The sequence below is a fragment of the Methylobacterium sp. E-066 genome, from assembly GCF_022829635.1.
Classification (GTDB): domain Bacteria; phylum Pseudomonadota; class Alphaproteobacteria; order Rhizobiales; family Beijerinckiaceae; genus Methylobacterium.
Window position 1 is genome coordinate 34797 of the sequence record NZ_JAKSYO010000042.1, and the last position, 21443, is coordinate 56239.

At 70.5% G+C, this 21443-nt stretch carries 22 protein-coding genes; 11 read left to right on the forward strand and 11 right to left on the reverse strand.

Annotated features, from left to right (window positions below):
- Nucleotides 1–32 precede the first annotated feature (32 nt).
- Nucleotides 33–1529, reverse strand: a complete 1497-nt coding sequence (locus tag MKL20_RS04330) for a glucan biosynthesis protein (protein ID WP_244035649.1) — start codon at nucleotides 1527–1529, stop codon at nucleotides 33–35.
- A 331-nt stretch (nucleotides 1530–1860) separates the two neighbouring features.
- On the opposite strand from MKL20_RS04330, the gene mdoH reads away from it, so the two are divergent.
- A complete protein-coding gene (gene mdoH, locus MKL20_RS04335; protein ID WP_244035708.1) occupies nucleotides 1861–3813 on the forward strand; it encodes a glucans biosynthesis glucosyltransferase MdoH in 1953 nt (650 codons plus the stop codon).
- Nucleotides 3814–4053: 240 nt separating this feature from the next.
- Nucleotides 4054–4713, forward strand: coding sequence for a L,D-transpeptidase (locus MKL20_RS04340; protein WP_243965679.1), 660 nt, complete (start codon nucleotides 4054–4056; stop codon nucleotides 4711–4713).
- Between the two features lie 52 nt (nucleotides 4714–4765).
- Here the strand turns inward: MKL20_RS04340 and MKL20_RS04345 are convergent, their stop codons facing one another.
- The 4 genes from MKL20_RS04345 to MKL20_RS04360 all read right to left on the reverse strand — a co-directional run bounded on the left by MKL20_RS04345 (nucleotide 4766) and on the right by MKL20_RS04360 (nucleotide 6224).
- Entirely contained in the window at nucleotides 4766–5092 is a 327-nt protein-coding gene (locus MKL20_RS04345; protein WP_244035650.1) for a cupin domain-containing protein, read from the reverse strand.
- Nucleotides 5093–5205: 113 nt separating this feature from the next.
- Complete coding sequence (locus tag MKL20_RS04350; RefSeq protein WP_279594522.1) at nucleotides 5206–5499, reverse strand: type II toxin-antitoxin system RelE/ParE family toxin; 294 nt, start codon at nucleotides 5497–5499, stop codon at nucleotides 5206–5208.
- Nucleotides 5496–5723 carry a hypothetical protein gene (locus tag MKL20_RS04355; protein ID WP_244035651.1) on the reverse strand — a complete coding sequence of 76 codons (228 nt, stop codon included), beginning with the start codon at nucleotides 5721–5723 and terminating at the stop codon, nucleotides 5496–5498. Before MKL20_RS04355 ends, MKL20_RS04350 begins: the two co-directional genes overlap by 4 nt.
- A 78-nt stretch (nucleotides 5724–5801) precedes the next feature.
- A complete protein-coding gene (locus tag MKL20_RS04360) occupies nucleotides 5802–6224 on the reverse strand; it encodes a gamma-butyrobetaine hydroxylase-like domain-containing protein (RefSeq protein WP_244035652.1) in 423 nt (140 codons plus the stop codon).
- A gap of 81 nt (nucleotides 6225–6305) precedes the next feature.
- Between MKL20_RS04360 and moaA the strand changes: the two genes are divergently transcribed.
- Nucleotides 6306–7364, forward strand: a complete 1059-nt coding sequence (gene moaA, locus MKL20_RS04365) for a GTP 3',8-cyclase MoaA (protein ID WP_409568110.1) — start codon at nucleotides 6306–6308, stop codon at nucleotides 7362–7364.
- A 231-nt stretch (nucleotides 7365–7595) separates the two neighbouring features.
- Here moaA and radA read toward each other — a convergent pair whose 3' ends face one another.
- The 3 genes from radA to MKL20_RS04380 all read right to left on the reverse strand — a co-directional run bounded on the left by radA (nucleotide 7596) and on the right by MKL20_RS04380 (nucleotide 10941).
- Nucleotides 7596–9032, reverse strand: coding sequence for a DNA repair protein RadA (gene radA / locus MKL20_RS04370; protein WP_244035653.1), 1437 nt, complete (start codon nucleotides 9030–9032; stop codon nucleotides 7596–7598).
- A gap of 46 nt (nucleotides 9033–9078) precedes the next feature.
- A complete protein-coding gene (gene alr / locus MKL20_RS04375) occupies nucleotides 9079–10158 on the reverse strand; it encodes an alanine racemase (RefSeq protein WP_409568111.1) in 1080 nt (359 codons plus the stop codon).
- Nucleotides 10159–10269: 111 nt separating this feature from the next.
- Complete coding sequence (locus MKL20_RS04380) at nucleotides 10270–10941, reverse strand: queuosine precursor transporter (protein ID WP_244035655.1); 672 nt, start codon at nucleotides 10939–10941, stop codon at nucleotides 10270–10272.
- Nucleotides 10942–11112: 171 nt separating this feature from the next.
- Here MKL20_RS04380 and MKL20_RS04385 point away from each other — a divergent pair, with 171 nt between their 5' ends.
- The 7 genes from MKL20_RS04385 to MKL20_RS04415 all read left to right on the forward strand — a co-directional run bounded on the left by MKL20_RS04385 (nucleotide 11113) and on the right by MKL20_RS04415 (nucleotide 16749).
- The gene (locus MKL20_RS04385) at nucleotides 11113–11739 is read left to right on the forward strand and encodes a CvpA family protein (RefSeq protein ID WP_244035656.1); all 627 of its coding nucleotides are present in this window, start codon (nucleotides 11113–11115) and stop codon (nucleotides 11737–11739) included.
- Between the two features lie 132 nt (nucleotides 11740–11871).
- On the forward strand, nucleotides 11872–13341 hold the full coding sequence (gene purF, locus MKL20_RS04390) for an amidophosphoribosyltransferase (protein ID WP_243965689.1): 1470 nt from the start codon (nucleotides 11872–11874) through the stop codon (nucleotides 13339–13341).
- Between the two features lie 155 nt (nucleotides 13342–13496).
- A complete protein-coding gene (locus MKL20_RS04395; protein WP_244035657.1) occupies nucleotides 13497–14246 on the forward strand; it encodes an SDR family NAD(P)-dependent oxidoreductase in 750 nt (249 codons plus the stop codon).
- Nucleotides 14247–14445: 199 nt separating this feature from the next.
- A complete protein-coding gene (locus MKL20_RS04400; RefSeq protein ID WP_244035658.1) occupies nucleotides 14446–14853 on the forward strand; it encodes a dihydrofolate reductase in 408 nt (135 codons plus the stop codon).
- A gap of 40 nt (nucleotides 14854–14893) precedes the next feature.
- Nucleotides 14894–15142 carry a type II toxin-antitoxin system Phd/YefM family antitoxin gene (locus tag MKL20_RS04405; RefSeq protein ID WP_244035659.1) on the forward strand — a complete coding sequence of 83 codons (249 nt, stop codon included), beginning with the start codon at nucleotides 14894–14896 and terminating at the stop codon, nucleotides 15140–15142.
- On the forward strand, nucleotides 15139–15561 hold the full coding sequence (locus MKL20_RS04410; RefSeq protein ID WP_244035660.1) for a type II toxin-antitoxin system VapC family toxin: 423 nt from the start codon (nucleotides 15139–15141) through the stop codon (nucleotides 15559–15561). The genes MKL20_RS04405 and MKL20_RS04410 overlap by 4 nt, the downstream gene beginning before the upstream one ends.
- A gap of 69 nt (nucleotides 15562–15630) precedes the next feature.
- Nucleotides 15631–16749, forward strand: a complete 1119-nt coding sequence (locus MKL20_RS04415; protein WP_244035661.1) for a carboxylate-amine ligase — start codon at nucleotides 15631–15633, stop codon at nucleotides 16747–16749.
- A gap of 139 nt (nucleotides 16750–16888) precedes the next feature.
- On the opposite strand, the gene der is transcribed toward MKL20_RS04415, so the two are convergent.
- From der to MKL20_RS04430, 3 genes are all read right to left on the reverse strand, one after another.
- On the reverse strand, nucleotides 16889–18241 hold the full coding sequence (gene der, locus MKL20_RS04420; RefSeq protein ID WP_244035662.1) for a ribosome biogenesis GTPase Der: 1353 nt from the start codon (nucleotides 18239–18241) through the stop codon (nucleotides 16889–16891).
- A 28-nt stretch (nucleotides 18242–18269) separates the two neighbouring features.
- Nucleotides 18270–18980: a tetratricopeptide repeat protein gene (locus tag MKL20_RS04425; RefSeq protein ID WP_244035711.1), complete on the reverse strand. Its 711-nt coding sequence runs from the start codon at nucleotides 18978–18980 to the stop codon at nucleotides 18270–18272.
- Between the two features lie 116 nt (nucleotides 18981–19096).
- The gene (locus MKL20_RS04430) at nucleotides 19097–19705 is read right to left on the reverse strand and encodes an NnrU family protein (RefSeq protein ID WP_244035663.1); all 609 of its coding nucleotides are present in this window, start codon (nucleotides 19703–19705) and stop codon (nucleotides 19097–19099) included.
- A 553-nt stretch (nucleotides 19706–20258) separates the two neighbouring features.
- Between MKL20_RS04430 and MKL20_RS04435 the strand changes: the two genes are divergently transcribed.
- Entirely contained in the window at nucleotides 20259–21410 is a 1152-nt protein-coding gene (locus MKL20_RS04435; protein WP_244035712.1) for a hypothetical protein, read from the forward strand.
- The last annotated feature ends 33 nt before the right edge of the window (nucleotides 21411–21443 follow it).

Here is a 21443-nt window from a genome sequence, read left to right on the forward strand (position 1 = left end):
ACCTGCATGGAAAGATATGCGAACGCCGCAGATCAGACGGCCGCGTCCCAGGTCTCGCTCAACGGGGTCGCCCCGCGCACCAGCCGCGCCCGCAGGATGACATCGCCCGCCGGCATCGGCTGGGGCGGCCGCCACTCCACGTAGATGCGCCAGCCGCCGGTCTGCGGCACGACGTTCGCCACCGGCTCGTGCAGGGTGCCGGCGCTGGCCGAGACCTCCGCGGCGATCGTCGCGTCCGCGCCCTTCGGCAGCGACGGCCCCTCGAAATCGATCACGCAAAGCCGCCGCTCCGGGTTCGGCGGGTTGGTCGGGCGCAGACGCTCGGCCGAGCCGAACCGGGTCTCGGTGACCCGGGCGAGGGCGGGTTGCGGGATCGCATCCACCGGCTCCGCCCCCACGGTGGTCAGACCGTAGGCGAGATGCAGGGCGGTACCGGGCTGCACAGGCACCGCCGGCACGAAGGCGGCCACGATGTTGTCCATGTACTCTTCCGCCGAGGGGATCTCGTAGAGCTGCACGGCGCCCTCCGCGAAGGCCCCCTCCGGACCGGGCGCGACCCACAGGCCGGGCCGGGCCTCCTGGCGTGCCTCCACGTCGAGATAGGCGGCAAAGTTCCGCTCGCGCTGGAGCAACCCGAATCCCGCAAGGGGCTTGGCCGCAAACGCCGAGATCTGCGGCTGCTTGCGGCCGTTGACCAGCGGCCGCCACAGCCGATCGGCCGCGGTGGCGACGCAGAGCCCGTCGGAATCGTGCACCTGCGGGCGGAAGTCGTCGAACGGCTTCGCGCCCCGGGCGCCGGGCCCGTTCTGGCCGTACAGGAACATGCTGGTGAGTGGCGCCAGCCCGAGCCGCGGGATCGGCTGGCGCGGAAAGAGCGCCGCCGTGACGGCGATCCGGGCCGGATCCCCGGGGGTGATCACGAACCGGTAGGCGCCGGCCACGCTCGGGCTGTCGAGGAGCGACAGCACGGTCAGGCTGCGGGCCTCCGGCTCCGGCTCGCACAGCCAGTGGGCGATGAAGTCGGGAAACTCTTCCCCTTCTGGGGCGCCGGTGCCGATGGCGAGCCCCCTTGCCGAGAGCCCGTATTCCTGGCCGGCGGCGCGCAGCCGGAAATAAGACGCTCCGAGAAAGACCAGAAACTCTTCCTGGAAGCCCTTGGGCCGCCAGGCCGGCGTGTCCGGGAAGGCGTAGTGCAGGCGGAAGCCCGCGAAGCCGAGATCGGCCGGAAAACTCTGGCCCGCGAGCCGCCGCCCGAGATCGAACAGCCGGCTTTCGTAGGCGATCGGCCGCGCCGGCCCGTTCCGCGGCTGCAGGTAGAGCGCCACGCGCTTGCGCTGCAGGAAGCCCCGGTGGAACAGCTGCGCGCTGAAATGCCGGCCGAGAGGCAGGCTCTCGGACGGCTGGAAGACGATGCTGCGATAGCCGTCATAATCGAGCCCGGAGAGCGCCGGCGGTAGCTCCGTGGCCGGCCCCGCGTAGGGCGCGGCCGCGCGGCGCTGGGCCTCGGCCGACAGGGTCTCGAAGGTCATCGCACCGTCCTGCGGCCCCCCGGAGACCGGCATCTGCGGCTGAAGCGCCGCCCCGGCCCATGTTCGGGCGTCATTCAGATCTATAGCGCTAGGTACAATACTGCCGGCAGCCGCGGTCAGGACGGTTCTGAGAACGCGGCGCCGGGAGGGGGGATCGATCCGTTCGGCCTCCGGCTGCCTGTGCGGCCGGGTCGGCTGCGTGTCCTCACCCCGGCTATCGGTGTCCACGCTCATCGGTCCCCGCCCTCACGCGGTGGGGCAGCCGGCAGGCTTCCACGGTCGAGTTCTTCGCGCCATGCCCTTCCCTCGCGCCATGTCCTCCCCCCACACCGTGTCCTCACGGGTCACCTCCTCGGCCGAACAGCCGCACCGGAACGCCCATCCGGGCGCTCCCGATCCCCAGCGCGTGGATTCCCCGGCCGTGGCGTGCGCGCCCGAGGCCTGGACCGGTGGCGGCCGGACCTTGCTGGCCCGGCGCCTCGCCCTGGCGATCCCGAGCCTCGCCGCTGCCGGCGGTCTCGCATGGCTGGCGGCCAGCGCCTACCCGGCCGGCGGCAGCCCACTTGCCTGGGCCATCCTGATCCTGTTCGGCCTGGTGATGGGCTGGCAGGCTTTTGTGGCCTGCCAATACGTCTACGGGCTCGTCGCTGCCATCCTGGGCGACCGGGCGAAATCGGTTCTGGAGCGCCGCTCCGAGGCCGCCGAGGCGCCTGCCGCAGGCTCCGGCCGTACCGCCGCCGTGGTGGCGATCCACGCCGAGGACGCGGTGGCGGTGTTCGCCCGGCTGCGGGTGATGGCCCGATCGCTGGCGCGCGAGCAGGCGCAGGGCTCGGGGAAAGCCATCGACATCTTCGTCCTCTCGGACACCCGGGACGGCGCGATCGCGGCCGTCGAGGAGCACGAATTCGCCCGCATCCAGGCCTGGGCCGAGGCCGACCCGGCCCTGCCGCGGATCCGATACCGGCGCCGGACGGAAAACATCGGCCGCAAGGCGGGCAATATCGGCGAATTCTGCCGCAGCTACGGCGCGGACTACGCCTTCATGATCGTGCTGGACGCCGACAGCCTCATGACCGGCGCCGCCATGACCCGGCTCGTGCGCCTGATGGACGAGAGCCCCCGCACCGGCCTGATCCAGACCGTCTCCTACGCGGCCGGCCGGGACACCCTGTTCGCCCGCATCCAGCAATTCGCCGTGCGCCTCTACGCGCCCCTGGCTTTGCGCTGCCTGGAGACCTGGCAGGGGCCGGAGGGCAGCTACTGGGGCCACAACGCCATCCTGCGGATCGAGGCTTTTGCCGAGAACGCGCAGCTCCCGGTCCTGCCGGGGCGGGCGCCGCTCGGCGGCGAGATCCTGTGCCACGACATCGTCGAGGGCGCCCTGATGGTCCGCGCCGGCTGGGAGGTGCGCCTGCTGCCCGAGATGGGCGGCACCTGGGAGGAGATGCCCACCAACCTCATCGACCTGCTCGGCCGCGAGCGCCGCTGGTGCCAGGGCAACCTCCAGCACCTGCGGGTGCTGCCCTGGGCGGGCCTGCACGCCGCCAGCCGCTGGCACCTCGCGGTCGGCATCCTGGCCTACGGCATGCTGCCGCTGTGGATCGCCTTCCTGGGGCTGGCCGCCTGGCAGGCGGCCCGGACCGGCGATCTCGGCCTGCTGGCCTACGGGCTGACCGGGCACAGCGCGGCGGCCCACGCGCTCGCCGCCCTCAGCCTCGCCGTGCTGGCCCTGCCCAAGGTCCTGAGCCTCGGCCACGTCCTGGTCTCGCCGGCCCGCCGGGCGGCGTTCGGCGGCCCGAAGGCGCTCCTGGCGAGCGCCGCCCTGGAACAGGTCGTCTGGGTGTTCCTGTGGCCGGTGCTGACCCTGTTCACCGCCGGCGCCGTGGTCTCGACCTTCCTGGGCCGGGTGGTGCGCTGGGAGACCCAGGACCGCGACGACCGGCAGGTCTCCTGGGCCGAGGCGTTCCGGCTCCAGGCCGATGCCGTGGTGGTCGGGGCGCTGATCGTCTTCGCCCTGGTCTGGATCGGCAATGCCTGGCTCGGCCTGTGGCTGGTGCCCCTGGCCCTCGCGCTACTGGCGAGCCCGGCCCAGAGCGTCTGGACCAGCCGAGCCGATCTCGGCCGGGCCGCTAGAGCCCGGGGCCTGTTCCTCACCGCCGACGACACCGCGCAGGCGCCGGAGCTGGCCGAGCTGACCCAGATCCGCGGCCTGCCGGCCGCCCCGGTCCCGGTCCGCACGGCGCCCCTGGAGCCCGCCATCTGGCTCGCCGCCGACGAGGCGTGAGTTTTTGGGGGCCGGGCGGGTCGGGACACGCCAAACCGCCCATTCCTCATCCCGGCCTTACGGCCAAGCTGCCACAGTGTTGCCATCGAGTCACGGAGGGGCGGAACCGGCTAAGCATGGCGGTTTGAGGGTTGGATTTGGGGCGCGAGCGTTTACCCCTTGGCGAGGATCGGCACGGCATCGTGCCCCGGTAATTCGCCGCGTTCCCACCTGATTTCGCGCCTGCCCCGAGAGGCTTTGATGCGTCGTTTCCTTCCCGCCCTCGTAGGGCTCTTCGGCGCGGCCGCCTGCGCCGCGCCGGCGCTCGCCTACGAGATCGACCCGCTGACCCGCCAGCCGCTGAACGACGCGCTCACCGTGCGGGTCCGCCCGCAGGCCGTCGAGACCGTCGCGGTGCCGGTGGCCAACGCCTCCCTCAACCCCGCCGACCCGCTCGACGCGGCCGTGCCGCAGATGTCGGCGATCCCGCGCGAGACCGTGGCCTATAACGGCCCCTACGGCGCCGGCACGATCGTGGTCTCCACCGCCGAGCGGCGGCTCTACTACGTGATGGGCGGCGGCCAGGCCCTGCGCTACGGCGTCGGCGTCGGCCGTCCGGGCTTCACCTGGGGCGGCGTGCAGACCATCACGATGAAGCGCGAGTGGCCGGATTGGCGTCCGCCGTCGACCATGCTGCGCCGCCGGCCCGACCTGCCACGCTACATGAAGGGCGGCATCGAGAACCCGCTCGGCGCCCGCGCCATGTATCTCGGCGGCTCGATCTACCGGATCCACGGCTCGAATGAGCCGGAGACCATCGGCACCGCCGTGTCCTCGGGCTGCATTCGCATGACCAACGACGACGTCACCGATCTCTACACCCGCGCCAAGGTCGGCACGAAGGTCGTCGTCCAGCGCTGATTGTTTGGGACTTTTTCGGATGGGGCCGGCCGCGAGGCTGGCCCTTTTGCGTTCAGGCTTCGGGCAGCGTCACCAGCGCGTCGGGGCGCTTCACCTCGATCTCGATGAACGCGATCGGATGCGCCGACCCGTTCATCACGTCGTGCCGGATGCCGGCGGGCCGCATGTAGGATTGCCCGGCCGCGAGCGCCGTCTCGCTGACCGCCGCTCCGTCATGGACGCGCAGCACGCCGTCCATCAGCATCACCACGAAATACGGCCAGCCATGCTCGTGCCAGCCGGTCACCGCCCCGGGCGAAAAATCCCAGCGGGTGATGCGCACCGTGGCATCGTCCTGCTGGATCGTGGGCAATGCGGGGATCGTGCAGGTGAAGGCCATGGGGGCTCCGGGGCTGGCGGGACGTCCAGCTCGCGCCGGCATTCCGAAAATTAGGATGCTATCAACGACTGAGAGCCGGTCAGATTTGGACGCCCGATCGTCCCAACCTTGTGTCAGGATGCTCCCGGCATTGAGGAGGGGGCACGGGCACCATGGCGGATGCCAATGATGACGACTCCGTCTTCAGAGACCTCGTAGAAAATTATATATGGATAGGGTTGCACTGGGATCCGCCGCAAATTCCCCAGGCTCGTCAGCCGGCCGCTTCTCGGCTGATCCAGCAGGAAATCGAGGACGGCCTGGATCCGGCCTTGAACGCGTCGTGCCCCTTGAGGCGATGCCTGCGCGATCTCCGAGAGCACGCGCTCGAGTTCCGCCGCCGCATCCGCGGTAAAGCGCAGTCTCAAAGCCCGTGCTTCGCCCAGATCGCCCGGATCTGCTCATCCGACGCGAAATCACGCCGCGCCGCCTGAGCGCGCGAGTTCGCGAAGGACGCCTCTTCCTCGGGACTGAGGCGAAGGACAGACTCGTCCTCGCCAGCGAGGCGCAAGAGGACGCTGGCCAGCTCGTCCTGCGTTTCGGAGGGCAGCGTGCGCACGCGCGCGATGGCTCGGTCGAGAAGCTCGGTCATGCCGTCATCGTGCGTCAGAATCGATGTCGAGAGAAGTCGCCTTAGCGCGGAAGCTGCTGATCCTCCGACCCGACGGCCTCAATGGCAGCCGCACGAGCCCGAGCCGCAGCCCCCGGTCTGCTTCACTGGGGCGGTGCGCGCGGTCTCGCGGTCGAGGCCGCGCTCGGCGAGTTCGGACAAGTAGGTCTGCCAGCGGGATTCGTATTCGCGGCCCAGCGTGTGCAGGTAGCCCCAGCCGTAGAGGCCGGTGTCGTGCATGTCGTCGAAGCCGAGCTTGACCGCGTAGTTGCCGATCGGCTCCACGGCCAGGATCGCCACGGCGCGCTTGCCGCCGATCACCTTGCGCTCCAGGGGCGAATGGCCCTGCACTTCGGCCGATGGGCTCGACACGCGCAGATACTCCGCCGGCAGGGCGAAACGCGACCCGTCCTCGAAGGCGACGTTGAGCACCCGCCGGTCGGCCGACAGGCGGATCTCGGTCGGCCACAGATCCTCGTTCACGGGTCACACTCCTCAAGCATTCCGGGGTTGCGGCCCGGGGTCGGCTTGCCCACGACCGTATCGGGCATCATATGCTCAATCATGCTCGATGACATCTCCAGCACGCCGCAGGGGTTTATGGCCGACGCGCCCCGCGCGCCGTCGCCCGCGCCGCTGATCGATCCGTTCCAGCGGGCGATCTCGTATCTGCGCATCTCGGTGACGGATCGCTGCGATCTGCGCTGTGCCTACTGCATGTCGGAGACCATGCAGTTCCTGCCCAAGCGCGACCTGCTGACCCTGGAGGAGCTGGACCGGCTCTGCGGGGTGTTCATCGCCCGGGGCGTGCGCAAGCTGCGGATCACCGGCGGCGAGCCGCTGGTGCGCCGGGACATCATGCACCTGTTCCGCCGCCTGTCGCGCCATCTCGATTCGGGCGCGCTGGAAGAGCTGACGCTCACCACCAACGGCACCCAGCTCGCACGATACGCGAACGAGCTGGCGAGCTTCGGCGTGCGCCGGATCAATGTGTCCCTGGATACGCTGGACCCCCAAAAGTTCCGGGCGATCACCCGGCGGGGCGACCTGCCGGTGGTGCTCGACGGCATCGCGGCCGCGCGGGCGGCCGGCATGAAGGTCAAGATCAACGCGGTGGCGCTGCGCGACGTCAACGCCGACGAGATCCCCGACATGATCGCCTGGGCCCACGGCCTCGGGATGGACATGACGCTGATCGAGGTGATGCCGCTCGGCGAGATCGAGGCCGACCGCACCGACCAGTTCCTGCCCCTGTCGGTGGCCCGGCAGCGCCTGGAGAGCCGCTACACCCTGACGCCGCTGCCCGATCGCACCGGCGGCCCGGCGCGCTACGTCCGGGTCGAGGAGACCGGCGGCAAGCTCGGCTTCATCACGCCGCTGACCCACAATTTCTGCGAGAGCTGCAACCGGGTGCGCCTGACCTGTACCGGCCAGCTCTACCTGTGCCTCGGCCAGGAGGATTCCGCGGACCTGCGGGCGGTGCTGCGCGCCTCCCCAGATGACGCCGTGCTGGCGGCGGCGGTGGTCGAGGCGATCACCCGCAAGCCCAAGGGCCACGACTTCATCATCGAGCGCCAGCGCCCGGCCGCCGTACCGCGCCACATGAGCGTGACGGGGGGATAGCCCACGGACACTCCGCCCCGCAGGGCGACGATGGTCCCACATCGGCCGGTACAGGCCGCGACGCGCGCCCTCTCCCGTGCGGGAGAGGGTTGGGGTGAGTGATACGCTCTATCCGGAGGAACCTGACCCCTCACCCTGTCCCTCTCCCGCACGGGAGAGGGGACCCGCGCCTCATCCTGCGCCCGTGCTCCCCAGCCCAATGGGTAGATCCCAAGGTAGGGGTAAGTCCGCTCACATCTCCTCGTCAGCGTAGCGCGATTGCGCCCGTCCGCGCTGCCCGCCACCGCGCCGCGGCGCGCCGGCACTGATTCCCGCCACCAGGTCGGCGATGTGGCGCAGGGTCTCCACCGCCAGCGCCTTGTCGCCTTCGCCGCGGCCCTGCGGGATCAAAGCCTTGGCGAAGCCGAGCTTCTGGGCCTCCTTCAACCGGGCGCCGGCCTGGGCCACCGGCCGGATCGCCCCGGACAGGCCGATCTCCCCGAAATACACGGTCTCCGGCGGCAGCACCGCCCCCGACAGGGACGAGACCAGGGCGGCCGCCACCGCGAGGTCCGCCGCCGGCTCGGTGATGCGCAAGCCTCCGGCCACATTCAAATACACGTCGTGGGTGCCGAGCCGGATGCCGCCATGGGCCTCCAGCACGGCCAGCACCATGGACAGCCGGTTCGGGTCCCAGCCGACCACCGCCCGGCGGGGCATGCCGAGCGAGGACGGCGCCACCAGCGCCTGGATCTCCACCAGCAGGGGCCGCGTGCCCTCCATCCCGGCGAAGACCGCGGTGCCGGCGGCTTGGTGGTCGCGCCCGGCCAGGAACAGGGCCGAGGGGTTGGGCACCTCGGCGAGCCCGGCATCGGTCATCTCGAACACGCCGATCTCGTCGGTGGGGCCGAAGCGGTTCTTCACCGCGCGCAGGATGCGGAAATGGTGGCCCTGGTCGCCCTCGAACGAGGCGACCGCGTCGACCATGTGCTCCACCACCCGGGGGCCGGCGATCTGCCCGTCCTTGGTGACGTGGCCGACCAGGATCACCGCGGTGCCGGTGGTCTTGGCGAAGCGGATCAGCGCTTGGGCCGAGGAGCGCACCTGCGTGACCGTCCCGGGGGCCGATTCCACCGTCTCGGTCCACATGGTCTGGATCGAGTCGATGATCGCGAGCGCCGGCGGGCGGCCCTGGCTGAGAGTCTCGATGATGTCCTCGACATTGGTCTCGGCGGCCAGATCCACCGGATGGGAACTCAGCCCCAGCCGCTCGGCCCGCAGCCGCACCTGCCCCACCGCCTCCTCGCCGGAGATGTAGGCGACCCGCTCGCCCGTGCCCGCCATGGCGGCGGAGGCCTGCATCAGCAGGGTCGACTTGCCGATGCCGGGATCGCCGCCGAGCAGGATCACCGAGCCGCGCACGAAGCCGCCGCCGGTCACCCGGTCGAGCTCACCGATTCCCGAGGGGATGCGCGGCGCCTCCTTGGTCTCGCCGGTCAGGCCCTCCAGCGGAAAAACCCGGCCGCGGGCGCGGGACGGCCGGGTCGCGACCGGACCGGACTGGCCCGGCGCGGCGGCCGCCTCCTCGACGATCGTGTTCCAGCCGTTGCACGCCTCGCAGCGCCCGCGCCAGCGGTTGTAGACCGCCCCGCAGGATTGGCACACGAAGGTCTGGTGGATCTTGGCCATTCGGGTCCGCGCGCCGCCGGTCCGGCATTCGAAGAGATGGGTCGGATCACCCTACATAAGTTCGAACATAACGCGAACCCAGCCCCGTCAGGATCTCGTAGCCGATCGTCCCGGCGGCGCGGCCGACCGTGTCGATGTCCAAGCTGTCGCCGATCAGCACGGCCGTCGCGCCGCGCCGAGCCGCGGGGGCCGCGGTGACGTCGAGGATGATCAGATCCATGGAGACGAGGCCCAGGATCGGGCAGGGCACGCCGCCGACCAGGGCCTGGCCGCGCCCGCTGATCGCCCGCGGGAAGCCGTCGGCATAGCCGAGGGACAGGGTGGCGAGCCGGCTCGGCGCCGGGGCGGTCCAGCGGCCGTTATAGCCGACGCTGGCGCCGGCCTCGACCTGCCGCACCTGGGCGATCAAGGCTTCGAGCCGCACCACCGGGCGCATCGGGTTTGCGGAATCCGGCGTCGGGTTGCCGCCGAACAGGGCGTAGCCCGGGCGCAGCAGATCGTGCCCCGCGCCGTCAAGGAACACGCCCGAGGAATTCGCTAGCGACGCAAGCAGGCCCGGATAGGCGGCTTTGACCCGGGCGAAATCGGCGATCTGCCGGGCGTTGACGGGATCCTCCGGCTTCTCGGCGCTGACGAAGTGGCTCAGCAGCAGGTCGATGCCGGCGGCCGCGATGCGCGGATCGCCGGAGAGTTCCAGCGCCTCCGGCACCGGCAGCCCCAGGCGGTTCATGCCGGTATCGACGTGGAGCGCCGCCGGCCGGCCTCCGCCCGAGAACGCTGCCCATTCGGCGATCTCCTCGCGGCTGCCGAGCACCGGGCGCAGGTCGTGCGCCGCGAAAGGCTCGCAGGCGCCGGGCGGCAAGCCGTTCAGGACGTAGATCGCGGCCTCCGGCAGGGCGGCCCGGGCGGCGATGCCCTCAGCGAGGTGAGCGACGAAGAAGGTCCGGCACCCGGCCGACCACAGGGCCGGCCCGACCCGCGCAACGCCGCAGCCATAGGCATCGGCCTTCACCACGGCGGCGCACTCGGCGCCCCGGGCGGCCAGCATCCGCCAGTTTGCCACGATCGCCCCGAGATCGATCGTCAGCCGTGCGCCGTGGGCGCCGGTCTCCCCGGTCTCCGTCACACGTCCGGCATCGGCCACGCTGACCACCTCCACCCGCTCGCCTCCGCGCCCCGGAAGCACAAGCCGGACCCATAGCATCCGGATTGTGACGTGGTGGAGCCCGATGGGCTCTCACCCCCGCAAGTGGAACGGGTTGAAATCCGTGTCCGTATCGAAGGCATCGCGCCCCTCGGCGCGTTTCAAGAAGCCGATCAGCGGCACGCTGAGAGGAAGCGCAACGATCTCCCAGGCGACCTTCAGAGCCCAGATCGACAGCGCGAGGCGGACGAGATCCGCGGCAGGATAGAGTCCGCCGAAGCCGAGCCCGATGAACAGGGCCGAATCGATGCCCTGGCCGACGAGCGTCGAGGCGACGAGCCGCGCGGCCAGCCCCCGGCCGCGAAAGCGCAGCTTCAGCTTGGCGAGCAGGTAGGCGTTCAGGAATTCGCCGGTGAGATAGGCCGCAAGGCCCGCGAGCGCGAGCCGCGGGGTGGCGCCGAGCACCGCCTCGAACGCCGCCTGGTGCGGCCAGAACGGTGCAGGCGGCAGCGCCGCCGCGATCCCGTAGGCCAGGATCCAGAGCGCCTGCGCCAGGAAGCCGGTCCAGACCACCGTTCGGGTGCTGGAATAGCCGTAGACCTCGGTCAGCACGTCGCCGAACAGGTAGGAGGCGGGAAACACGATCACCGCCGCCGTGAAGGTCAGGCCGCCCACCGAGACGATCTTGCCCGCCAGCACCAGCGAGATCATCAGCACCGCGCCGAACAGGCCGGCGATCGGAACGAGGTAAACGGGGCCGGCCACCGCCCGGTCCGCGCTCACGAGCGGCACGGGCTGATGCATGGACGGCACAGGCCTCGGCCGAGGCCCGTCCCTGAGGGTGACGGCCGAGGTTCGGCTTGGTATACTTCGGCCCCGGTCCCGGGGAGCCGCATGGCCGCCGCGGCATCCCCTCTGGTTCCTAAAAGTTCACAGATGCCGTTTACCGTTCTGGATCTCGTCGTGCTCGGCATCGTCGCGGTCTCCGCGCTGCTCGCGGCCGTGCGTGGCGTCACCCGTGAGGTGCTGGCGATCATCGCCTGGGTGGCCGCCGCCGCCGTCGCGTGGTCGTTCTATCCGATGCTGCTTCCGCTGGTGAAGCAGCACGTCAACAGCGATACCGTGGCGCTGGTCGCCTCGATCGCGGCGATCTTCCTCGGCACGCTGATCGTCGTCTCGATCATCACCGTGAAGATCTCCGACGTGGTGCTCGATTCGCGCATCGGCGCGGTCGACCGCTCGCTGGGCTTCCTGTTCGGGGCGGGGCGCGGCTTCCTGATCTGCGTGATCGGCTGGGTGTTCCTGTCCTGGCTGGTGCAGGGCAAGGTGCCGGATTGGGCCGCGCAGGCGCGCACCCGCCCGATGCTGGAAAAATCCGGCGACGCCCTGGTGGCCCAGCTCCCCGAGAATCCGGAGGGCTTCCTGAAGCAGTTCAAGAAGCCGAAGGCCGTCACGCCGCCCAACGAGGCGGCCGACGCCCCCGCCGAGACCGACGTGGTGCCTCAGCGCCGCACCGAGACCGCGCCGAATGCGACGCCTGCGCCAAGCCCGGCGCGACGCTGATCTGCGGCGCGCGCCGTTGGCCTGTCTGCGCAGAGCGCCTAGATAGCGTCTCCGGAGACGATCGGATGATATCCGCGACGACCGGCGCGCCGGCCCGTCGCCGCCGGGACTCGTGAAGTGATCGATCGCAGCATGTCCCAATCCGACGCTTATTCCGCCGATTTCGATCTCGACGGCGACACGCTGCGCGAGGAGTGCGGCGTCTTCGGCATCTTCGGGCACCCGGAGGCTTCGGCCATCGTGGCGCTCGGCCTGCACGCCCTGCAGCATCGCGGGCAGGAAGCGGCCGGGATCGTCTCCTTCGACGGCTCGGTGTTCCATTCCGAGCGGCGCCCCGGCCTCGTCGGCGATTCCTTCTCGGACGGCGACACCATCGCCCGGCTCAAGGGTCGCGCCGCCATCGGGCATGTGCGCTACTCGACCACCGGCGGGACGATCCTGCGCAACGTGCAGCCGCTCTTCGCCGAGCTCGCCAGCGGCGGCCTCGCGGTCGCCCATAACGGCAACCTCACCAACGCCCTGTCGATCCGCCGCGACCTCGTGCGCGACGGCGCGATCACGCAGTCGACCTCCGACACCGAGGTGATCCTCCACCTCGCGGCCCGCTCGCGGAAGCCCCGGATCGTCGAGCGCTTCATCGACGCCCTGCAGGCGATCCAGGGCGCCTACGCGATCGTGGCGCTCACCAACAAGAAGCTGATCGGCGCCCGCGACCCGCTGGGCATCCGCCCGCTGGTGCTCGGCGAGCTCGACGGCCGCTACCTCCTGGCCTCCGAGACCTGCGCCCTCGACATCATCGGCGCCCGCTACGTTCGGGACGTCGAGAACGGCGAGGTCGTGGTGATCTCCGAGGAGGGGGTCGAGTCGATCCGCTTCGCCGACGCGGTGCCGATGCGGCCCTGCATCTTCGAGTACATCTACTTCGCCCGGCCGGATTCGGTGGTGAACGGCAAGAGCGTCTACGCGGTGCGCAAGGCCATCGGCCGCGAGCTCGCCCGCGAGGCCGCCGCCCCCGCCGACATCGTCGTGCCGGTGCCGGATTCCGGCGTGCCCGCGGCGCTCGGCTTCGCGCAGGAGACCGGCCTCCCCTTCGAGATGGGGATCATCCGCAACCACTATGTTGGCCGTACCTTCATCCAGCCGACGCAGTCGGTGCGCGAACTCGGCGTGCGGATGAAGCACTCGGCCAACCGCGCGGCGATCGAAGGCAAGAGCATCGTTCTGGTCGACGACAGCTTGGTGCGCGGCACGACCTCGGTGAAGATCGTCCGGATGATGCGCGAGGCCGGCGCCGCCGAGGTGCATTTCCGGATCGCCTCGCCGCCGATCACCTATCCCGACTTCTACGGGATCGACACGCCGGAGCGGGAGAAGCTGCTGGCTGCGACCCACGACCTCGAGGCGATGCGCAAGTATATCGGCGCGGACTCGCTCGCGTTCCTGTCGATCCCCGGCCTCTACCGGGCGATGGGCGAGGAGGAGCGCAATGCGGCCTGCCCGCAATACACCGACCATTGCTTCACGGGCGACTACCCGACCGGCCTGACCGACCTCTCCATCGCCGGTCCGAAGCGCTTCGCGATGCTCGCCGAAGCGGACTGACACGGGGTTCCCAAAGGGCGAGCCCTTTGGCGGGGTCCAGGGGCGGCGGCACTGGGTCTTCGCAGGGCTTTGCCCTGCACCCGCAAAAGGTCACGGGCCTTTTGAATCCGGAATTTTTCGATCCCCCTGGCGCGGAAATGCGCTAGGTCCCGCGCATGGCTGAGTCTCAAAGAATCCTCGAAGGCCGCGTCGCGGTGGTCACCGGGGCGTCCCGCGGCATCGGGCGCGCCGCCGCCCTGGCCCTGGCCGAGGCCGGCGCCCACGTGGTCGCGGTGGCCCGCACGGTCGGTGCCCTGGAGGAGCTGGACGACGCCATCCGGGCGGCCGGGTCCAGCGCCACCCTCGTGCCGTTCGACCTCGCCGATTACGACGCCATCGACCGGCTGGGCGCGGCGATCAACGAGCGCTGGAAGCGCCTCGACATCCTGGTCGGCAATGCCGGCATCCTGGGCGCGCTCATGCCGATCGGCCACATCACCCCGAAGGTCTGGGGCCAGGTGATGGACGTGAACGTCACCGCCAACTGGCGCCTGATCCGTTCGCTGGACCCGCTGCTGCGCATGTCCGACGCCGGCCGGGTGGTGTTCGTCTCGTCGGGGGCCGCCTCGAAATGCCGGGCCTATTGGGGGCCGTACTCGGTCTCGAAGGCGGCGCTCGAAGCGCTGGTGCGCACCTACGCGGCCGAGACCGAGACCACCTCTATCCGGGCGATGCTGCTCAACCCGGGGCCGCTGCGCACCGGCATGCGCCGCTCGGCCATGCCGGGGGAGGATCCCGAGACCCTCAAGACCCCCGAGGACCTCGCCCCCCACTTCGTGCGGCTCGCCGCGCCGGACTGGACCGAGACCGGCAAGCTGTACGATTTCCCCACCGACCGGGTACTGCAGTTCCGCGCGCCCGAGTGACCTGACCTGTTGTTGCGCAACACCGGATCCCACCCAACACCCTCATCCTGAGGCGCCCGCGCCAGCGGGCCTCGAAGGAGCCCTCCAGGTGGCGCGCGATCCCTGGAGCCCTCCTTCGAGGCTGCTGCGCAGCACCTCAGGATGAGGGTGTTGGGTGGGATCCGCGTGGTGCGGTGGCTGAGCGAACCGGACCAAACACATGATCGACGTCCGCTGCATCTGTGCGATCGGCCTGCGCGGCCAGCTCGGCCTGAACGGGCATCTGCCCTGGGAGGGCAACACCGACCCGTTGTTCGTGGAGGACGTGACGCGCTTCTTCGCGTTGACCATGGGCCACGTGCTGATCGCCGGTCCGAAGACCGTGGCCTCGGTCCCCGAATTTGCCTTCAAGGACCGCACCATCGACGTGATCCGCAGCCACGAGGATCCGGAGCAGGTGCTCAAGCGCTATCCGGGCCGGCGGATTTTTGTCGGCGGCGGCATCGCGGTGTGGAACGTCTACGCCCAGTACATCCAGAACTGGGACATCACGCGCCTGCCCTATGACGGCGAGGCCGATCGTTGGTTCGACCCGGCCTGGCTGGTGGGCGGGGCGCTGCGGGCCTGAACCGCTGGACAGGTCGCCGGCGCACTTCCTATCATCGGGTATGACCGAGCACAGCGTCCAGGACGCGCAGCGAAACCTCACCGACCTGATCGACCGCGCCCTCGCGGGCGAGGGCGTCGTGATCACGCGCGACGGGCGACCGGTGGCGACGCTGAACCCGATCCGTCGGGCCGGACGCCCGATCACCGCCGAGGATCTCGATTGGCTCGCCTTGCGGCGCGTGCCGATGCGCGCGCCCGCGCAGGATGCCGGCCAGTTGGTCCGCGCCCTCCGCGATGACGAGTGGTGAGGACCTACCTCGACGCAAGCGTCCTGGTCGCTCTGCTGACGGACGATCCGCTGACGGCGCGCGCCGACGCGCTGTTCCGGGCCTTGGCGCCCATCCCCGTCGTCAGCGATTTCGCGGCGGCGGAATTCGCCTCGGCGCTCGGGCGCCGGGTGCGAACGGGCGAGATCGCGGCCGAGCATGCGAGAATGGCCTTCGCTGATCTCGACCGCTGGAGTGAGGCGGTTGCCGAGCGTGTCGACCTCGGCTCCGCGGATGTCGCCGCCGCCGCAGGCTTCCTGCGCCGGCTCGACATCACGCTTCGAACGCCCGACGCCCTCAACATCGCCCTGTGCTGGCGTGTGTCGGCAACCTTGGCGACCTTCGACGACAAGATGGCTGCCGTCGCCGGCACCCTCGGACTTCCGGTCGTCACCGGATAGGTCGTCGCGCCACCGTCGAAACCATTCCCGCCGCTGCTATGTGGTGCCGATGGCCCGCCGGAGACGCAGATGAGCGCCCACAGCTACCGCTTCGGCATCGAGGAAGAGTATTTCCTCGCCGATGCCGAGACCCGCGGCACGCCCCGGGGCGACCTCGCCGGCTTCCATGCTCGGGTGAAGGCGGAACTGCCCGAGACGGGACGCGAGCTGGTCGCCGCGCAGGTCGAGGTCTGCACGCCGCCCCTCGACGATGCGCAGGCCGCGCGAAACAATCTCGGCGGCCAGCGGGTGCAACTCGCCGGCATCGCGGCCGAAAACGGGCTCAGCCTGCTCGCCTGCGGCACCCATCCGCTCGCGCGCTGGTCCCGCCAGACCGCCACCGATGGCGAGCGCTACAAGGGCATCTTGTCGGATGTCGGCATCGCGGCCAGACGGGCGTTGATCTGCGGCATGCATGTCCACGTCGAGGTGCCCGACCCGGACGCGCGGGTCGACCTGATGAACCGGCTGCTGCCGTTCCAGCCGCTGCTGCTGGCGCTCTCGGCCTCCTCACCGTTCTGGCAGGGCGAGGCGACCGGGCTGATGGCCTATCGGCTCAGCGTCTTCGGCGAATTGCCCCGCACCGGCCTGCCCGAGATTTTTTCCGATTCAGCCGCGCATGCGCGGTTCGTAGACATCATGACCCGCTCCGGCGCCATCGCGGATGCGAGCTTCCTGTGGTGGTCCCTGCGGCCTTCCATCAAGTTCCCGACCCTGGAGCTGCGCATCGCCGATGCCTGCACCCGGCTCGACGATTCGCTGTGCGTCGCCGCCCTGTACCGCTGCCTGGTGCGCCTATGCGTGCGCCGGCCGGATCTCAATGCCGGGCTCGACGGCGTCTCGCGGGCGCTCGCCTCGGAGAACCTGTGGCGGGCCCAGCATAGCGGCGTGCGCGCGACGCTGATCGACGAGGCGAAGGCCGAGGCGGTGCCGTTCGCCGAGGCGCTCGAGGCGATCCTCGCTCTGGTGGAGGAGGATGCGGATGCGCTGGGCTGCGCGGCGGACGTCGCCCGCGCCCGGGCGATCGTCACTGAGGGCACCAGCGCGGACGGGCAGGTCGGGGCGTTCGAGGCGGCACTCGCCGACGGAAAGGACGAGCGCGCCGCCTTGGCCTCTGCCGTGGACTGGATCGCAGACGCGTCCCGGTGACCGCTCTGCTCGCGCCTCATTTCGTCATCGCGAGCGTAGCGACGCGACCCAGGGATGCACCACATCCGGTGATCGCGCGCTGCCCTGGGTCGCGTCGCTGCGCTCGCAATGACGGCGCGATCGTTTGGCCGGAAACGCCTCAGCCCTTGTCGAACGGGTTCTGCGAGGTCCGCAAGCTCAGCCGGATCGGCGTGCCCGGCAGCTCGAACGCCTCGCGCAGGGCGTTCACCAGGTAGCGGGTGTAGGATTTCGGCAGCGCGTTGAGCTGGTTGCCGAACAGCGCGAAATGCGGCGGCCGGCTCTTCACCTGGGTGGCGTAGCGGATCTTGATCCGCCGGCCCGACACCGCCGGGGGCGGGTTGCGCGAGGTCGCCTCGTTCAGCCAGTCGTTGATGCGCGAGGTCGAGATCCGCTTGTCCCAGACCTCAGAGGCCTGCACCACCGCCTGCATGAGCTTGTCGAGGCCCTCGCCGGCGAGCCCCGAGAGCGGCACCACCGCGACGCCGCGCACCTGCGGCAGCAGGCGGGTGCAATCCTCGCGCAGCTGCTTGAGCAGGCCCGGCTGGTCGGCCACGAGGTCCCACTTGTTGAGGCCGATCACCACGGCCCGGCCCTCGCTCTCGACCAGATCGATGATGGTCAGGTCCTGCTTCTCAAACGGGATCGTGGCGTCGAGCAGCACCACCACCACCTCGGCGAAGCGCACAGCGCGCAACCCGTCCGAGACCGCGAGTTTTTCCAGCTTGTCGTCGATCCGGGCGCGGCGGCGCATCCCGGCGGTGTCGTGGAGCTTGATCTTCCGGCCCCGCCACTCCCAATCCAGGGAAATCGAATCGCGGGTGATGCCGGCCTCGGGGCCGACGAGCAGCCGATCCTCGCCGAGCATGCGGTTGATCAGCGTGGACTTGCCGGCATTCGGGCGGCCCACGATGGCGACCTTCAGGGAGCGGCCGCCGGGGGCGTCCTCGTCCTCGTCGTCGTCATCCGGATCGGACTTGGGCAGGACGCCTTTCAGCGCCTCGTGCAGCTCGCCCAGGCCCTCGCCGTGCTCGGCCGAGAACGGGATCGGGTCGCCGAGCCCGAGGGTGAAGGCCTCGTAGGCGCCGGCGAGCCCCGTGCCGCCCTCGGCCTTGTTGGCGATCAGGATGACCGGGCATCCGGCCCGGCGCACCAGTTCCGCGAAGGGCTGGTCGGCCGGCAGCACGCCGGCGCGGGCGTCGATCACGAACAGCACCACGTCGGCGGCGAGGATGGCCGCCTCCGTCTGCATCCGCATCCGGCCCATGAGGGTCGCAGCGTCCGATTCCTCCAGCCCGGCGGTGTCGATCACCCGGAAGTGGAGGCCGCCGAACGCGACATCGCCCTCGCGCCGGTCGCGGGTCACCCCCGGCCGATCGTCCACGAGCGCGAGCTTCTTGCCCACGAGGCGGTTGAACAGGGTCGACTTGCCGACGTTCGGCCTCCCGACGATCGCGACGGTCGGCATATCCATGATGTGTCTCGAAAAGTCAGAAAAGAAATCAGCGCGTGATCGGCGGGGGCGGGGCGGCGACCTCGGGCTTGGCCTCGGTCACGGTGACCGGGCCGCCCGCCACGAGGGCCGCGTAGACCTCGATCCGCTCACGCAGGTTCCGGGGCGTCTCGGGATCGGCGACCAGCTGGTCGAACCAGCGGCCGGCCTCCTCGAAATCACCCTTCTTGAGGGCGGCCAGGCCCAGCATCTCGCGGGCGGTGTGGCGGAACGGCGTGCCGGCGGCGAGCCCCTGGAGGTTGGCGAGCGCCGGGTCCGGGTTCGCGCTGTTGAGGCGCAGCAGGGCGGCACGCAGGCGCGCGAGGTCGCGCAGGCCGTCGCCGAGGCCGGTGTCACCGGCCAGCGTGTCGAAGTCCTTCGCGCCGGCCTCCGGGTCGCGCTTGCCGGCCTCCGCGGCCGAGCGGAACCGGGCGAGCAGGCGGTAGCCGGCCGGGCCCTGAACCTCTAGGGCGTCGAACACCTTGTCGGCCTCCGCGACCTTGCCTTCGCGGGTGAGGCGGTTGGCCTCGTCGAACTGCACCGAAGCGGTCTCAGCGGCCACGCGCTGCTGGTTCTGCCAGTAGCGCCAGCCGGCCACGCCCACCACCAGCAGCACGGCGAGCGCGATGATCACGCCGCTGTAGCGCTTCCAGATCTGGAGGATCCGGTCGCGGCGATAATCCTCGTCGACCTCGCGGATGAACTCGTTATTTTCGGCCATCATGTCCCGGCCCGCGCGTGTCCGCGGGCCACCTTGCACAACTATCGAGCCCCGCGCCTAACACACGGGCGCCGGGTTGGCGACAGCGGGCGTGGTGGGGCGGGTGTGCGGGGGCCTCAGGCGGTGCCGGGCCAGACCGAGACGCCGATCAGCGGGTAGTGCAGGTAGCGCGAGAACACGAACCAGACGGCCGTCCCGATCACCACGGCCAGGATGTCGTTGCGCCAGCCATGGGGGGCCGCGACGGCGCCGCCATGCTGGGCGACCACCGCCCCCGGGGCGAGCGCCCGGCGCTTGGCGCTGATCCGCGCCGCCACCGCCCAGGCCAGGAAGCCGCCGAACAGCAGGATCGAGCCGAGATCGCCATTCGCGAGCAGGTGGGCGGTCGCCCAGATCTTCACGGCGAGCAGCATCGGGTGCTTGGCCTTGGCCCGGATATGACCCGGCAGGTAGGCGGCGGCGAGGCAGATGAAGGCGAGCCACACGAGGGTCAGGGCGAGGTGGCGCGTCCAGACCGGCGGGTCCCAGACCGGGATGTAGCCGCTCAGACGGTAATCGTGGAAGCCGATCCCGATCAGCACCAGACCGAGCAGCGACAGGGCGGTGTAGCCGAGCTTGTACCGGCCCTCGCCGATCCGGCCGACGATGTCGGCACGCTTCGCGCGCACCATCGAGAAGGCATGCGTGCCGAGGAACAGCACGAGCCCGAGAATCAGGAGAAGCATGAAGGTCTTTCGGACGGCGGCCGGGCGGCAAGTACTCTGTAACGGTTCTCAAGCGAATCTGGCGCGCTTTGTCCAGGCGTAGCCGGGACGCACCCGGATTTCAGCGATGGGCGTGGCGTACGGGATGGCTGGTGCGGGTGGCGGGGCGCCGTTTCTCCCTCCCCCCTGTGCGGGCTATCGGATTCACATATCGGGCTGGGCAACACGGTTGCAGGATCAGGCGCAGGTCCCCTCTCCCGTGCGGGAGAGGGACAGGGTGAGGGACCAGGTCTTTCCGGAGATGTCGCATCCCTCACCCCAACCCTCTCCCGCACGGGAGAGGGGGTTCGTCGCGCCCTATGAGGGCCGATGTGTGAACGCCGTAGCCTCTGCGGGGGAGGGTGGCCCCCGAAGGGAGTCGGGAGAGGGGCAGCGCGACGCTGCGGGCTTCGGCTCCCGACGCGACCTTTCCGGATGCGGCGCTCCCCTCTCCCGACCCCTGCTGACGCAGGGGCCACCCTCCCCCGCAAAGGGGGGAGGGAAGGGCGCGCGCCTTGGAGCCGTCGCCACCCTCCTGGCATTCGCTCACCTCATCCCCCCGCCGGCCCGGGCGGCAGCCGAGCCGCCGCTATCCGCCCTGACCCTGGTCGGGCCGCCATCAATCGTCTTCAAGGCCGGGCGCGATGCCTGCGACGGCGCCGATGTGCCGGATGCGCCGGCCCGGGCGTTCCGGGATGCGGCCGGGGCGGTGGCCCTGTTCGGCATGCATTACCGCAACCGCGCCCTGCGCGGGCCGGATCTCGACCACCTCAAGCTCGACTGCACTTTGGTGCTCGATTCGGGCGAGAAGGCCGACCCGGCGGCCTATGACGACCGGTCCTGGATCACCGCCACCTGGACCGAGGACGGCAAACACGTCGCCGCGCTGCTGCACCACGAATACCAGGCCAACGAGCATCCCGGCCGCTGCCCGGCCGGCTCCTACATGGCGTGCTGGTACAACACGATCACGGCCGCGGCTTCCGCGGATGGCGGCCGCAGCTTCCTGCGCCGGAACCCGCCCGTGGTGGTGGCCGGCGCGCCGTTCCGGCAGGAAATCGACCAGGGCCGGCACCGGGGCTTCTTCAACCCGTCGAACATCGTCGCGGACGGGCGCTGGCGCTACGTCCTGGCCTCGACCACGGGCTGGGACCGGCCCGGCAGCGCCCAGGAAGCGGGTGTCTGCCTGTTCCGCAGCGACGACCCCGCCGACCCGACCCGCTGGCGCGCCTGGACCGGCACCGGCTTCACCGCCGCCTTCCCGGACCCGTACCGCAAAGCTGGCAAGCCGCCCGCCACCTGCCGGCCGGTGGGGCCGTTCCCCGGTCCGGTCGGGGCCGTGGTCCGCCACCGGGACACCGGCGCCTGGATCGCGGTGTTCATGGCCAAGGCCGGGGAGGGCTTCGCGAAATCCGGCTTCTACTGGACGAGCTCGCGCGACCTGATCGCCTGGGACACGCCGCGCCTGCTCCTCGAAGGCGCGACCCTGTACGACGATCCGTGCAGAGCGACCGCGCCGCTGATCGCCTACCCATCGCTCCTCGATCCGGCGGCGAAGGGGCGCAATTTCGACGATGTCGGCGACGGCGCCCTGCTCACCTACGCGAGCCTGCGCGTGGACGGCTGCACCATCACCTCCGACCGGGACCTGCTGCGCCGCCCGGTGGCGATCCGCGTCTGGCCCTGACGGGCTCGGCCCCGTTCCGAAAGCCCCAGGCCA

Excerpts from the sequence above, each read along its gene's own strand:
- MKL20_RS04330 (WP_244035649.1), bottom strand. The coding sequence starts at position 1,529 with ATGACCTTCGAGACCCTGTCGGCCGAGGCCCAGCGCCGCGCGGCCGCG.
- MKL20_RS04340 (WP_243965679.1), top strand. The coding sequence starts at position 4,054 with ATGCGTCGTTTCCTTCCCGCCCTCGTAGGGCTCTTCGGCGCGGCCGCC.
- MKL20_RS04345 (WP_244035650.1), bottom strand. The coding sequence starts at position 5,092 with ATGGCCTTCACCTGCACGATCCCCGCATTGCCCACGATCCAGCAGGAC.
- MKL20_RS04355 (WP_244035651.1), bottom strand. The coding sequence starts at position 5,723 with ATGACCGAGCTTCTCGACCGAGCCATCGCGCGCGTGCGCACGCTGCCC.
- moaA (WP_409568110.1), top strand. The coding sequence starts at position 6,306 with ATGCTCGATGACATCTCCAGCACGCCGCAGGGGTTTATGGCCGACGCG.
- radA (WP_244035653.1), bottom strand. The coding sequence starts at position 9,032 with ATGGCCAAGATCCACCAGACCTTCGTGTGCCAATCCTGCGGGGCGGTC.
- MKL20_RS04385 (WP_244035656.1), top strand. The coding sequence starts at position 11,113 with ATGCCGTTTACCGTTCTGGATCTCGTCGTGCTCGGCATCGTCGCGGTC.
- purF (WP_243965689.1), top strand. The coding sequence starts at position 11,872 with ATGTCCCAATCCGACGCTTATTCCGCCGATTTCGATCTCGACGGCGAC.
- MKL20_RS04395 (WP_244035657.1), top strand. The coding sequence starts at position 13,497 with ATGGCTGAGTCTCAAAGAATCCTCGAAGGCCGCGTCGCGGTGGTCACC.
- MKL20_RS04400 (WP_244035658.1), top strand. The coding sequence starts at position 14,446 with ATGATCGACGTCCGCTGCATCTGTGCGATCGGCCTGCGCGGCCAGCTC.
- MKL20_RS04405 (WP_244035659.1), top strand. The coding sequence starts at position 14,894 with ATGACCGAGCACAGCGTCCAGGACGCGCAGCGAAACCTCACCGACCTG.
- MKL20_RS04415 (WP_244035661.1), top strand. The coding sequence starts at position 15,631 with ATGAGCGCCCACAGCTACCGCTTCGGCATCGAGGAAGAGTATTTCCTC.
- der (WP_244035662.1), bottom strand. The coding sequence starts at position 18,241 with ATGGATATGCCGACCGTCGCGATCGTCGGGAGGCCGAACGTCGGCAAG.
- MKL20_RS04425 (WP_244035711.1), bottom strand. The coding sequence starts at position 18,980 with ATGGCCGAAAATAACGAGTTCATCCGCGAGGTCGACGAGGATTATCGC.
- MKL20_RS04430 (WP_244035663.1), bottom strand. The coding sequence starts at position 19,705 with ATGCTTCTCCTGATTCTCGGGCTCGTGCTGTTCCTCGGCACGCATGCC.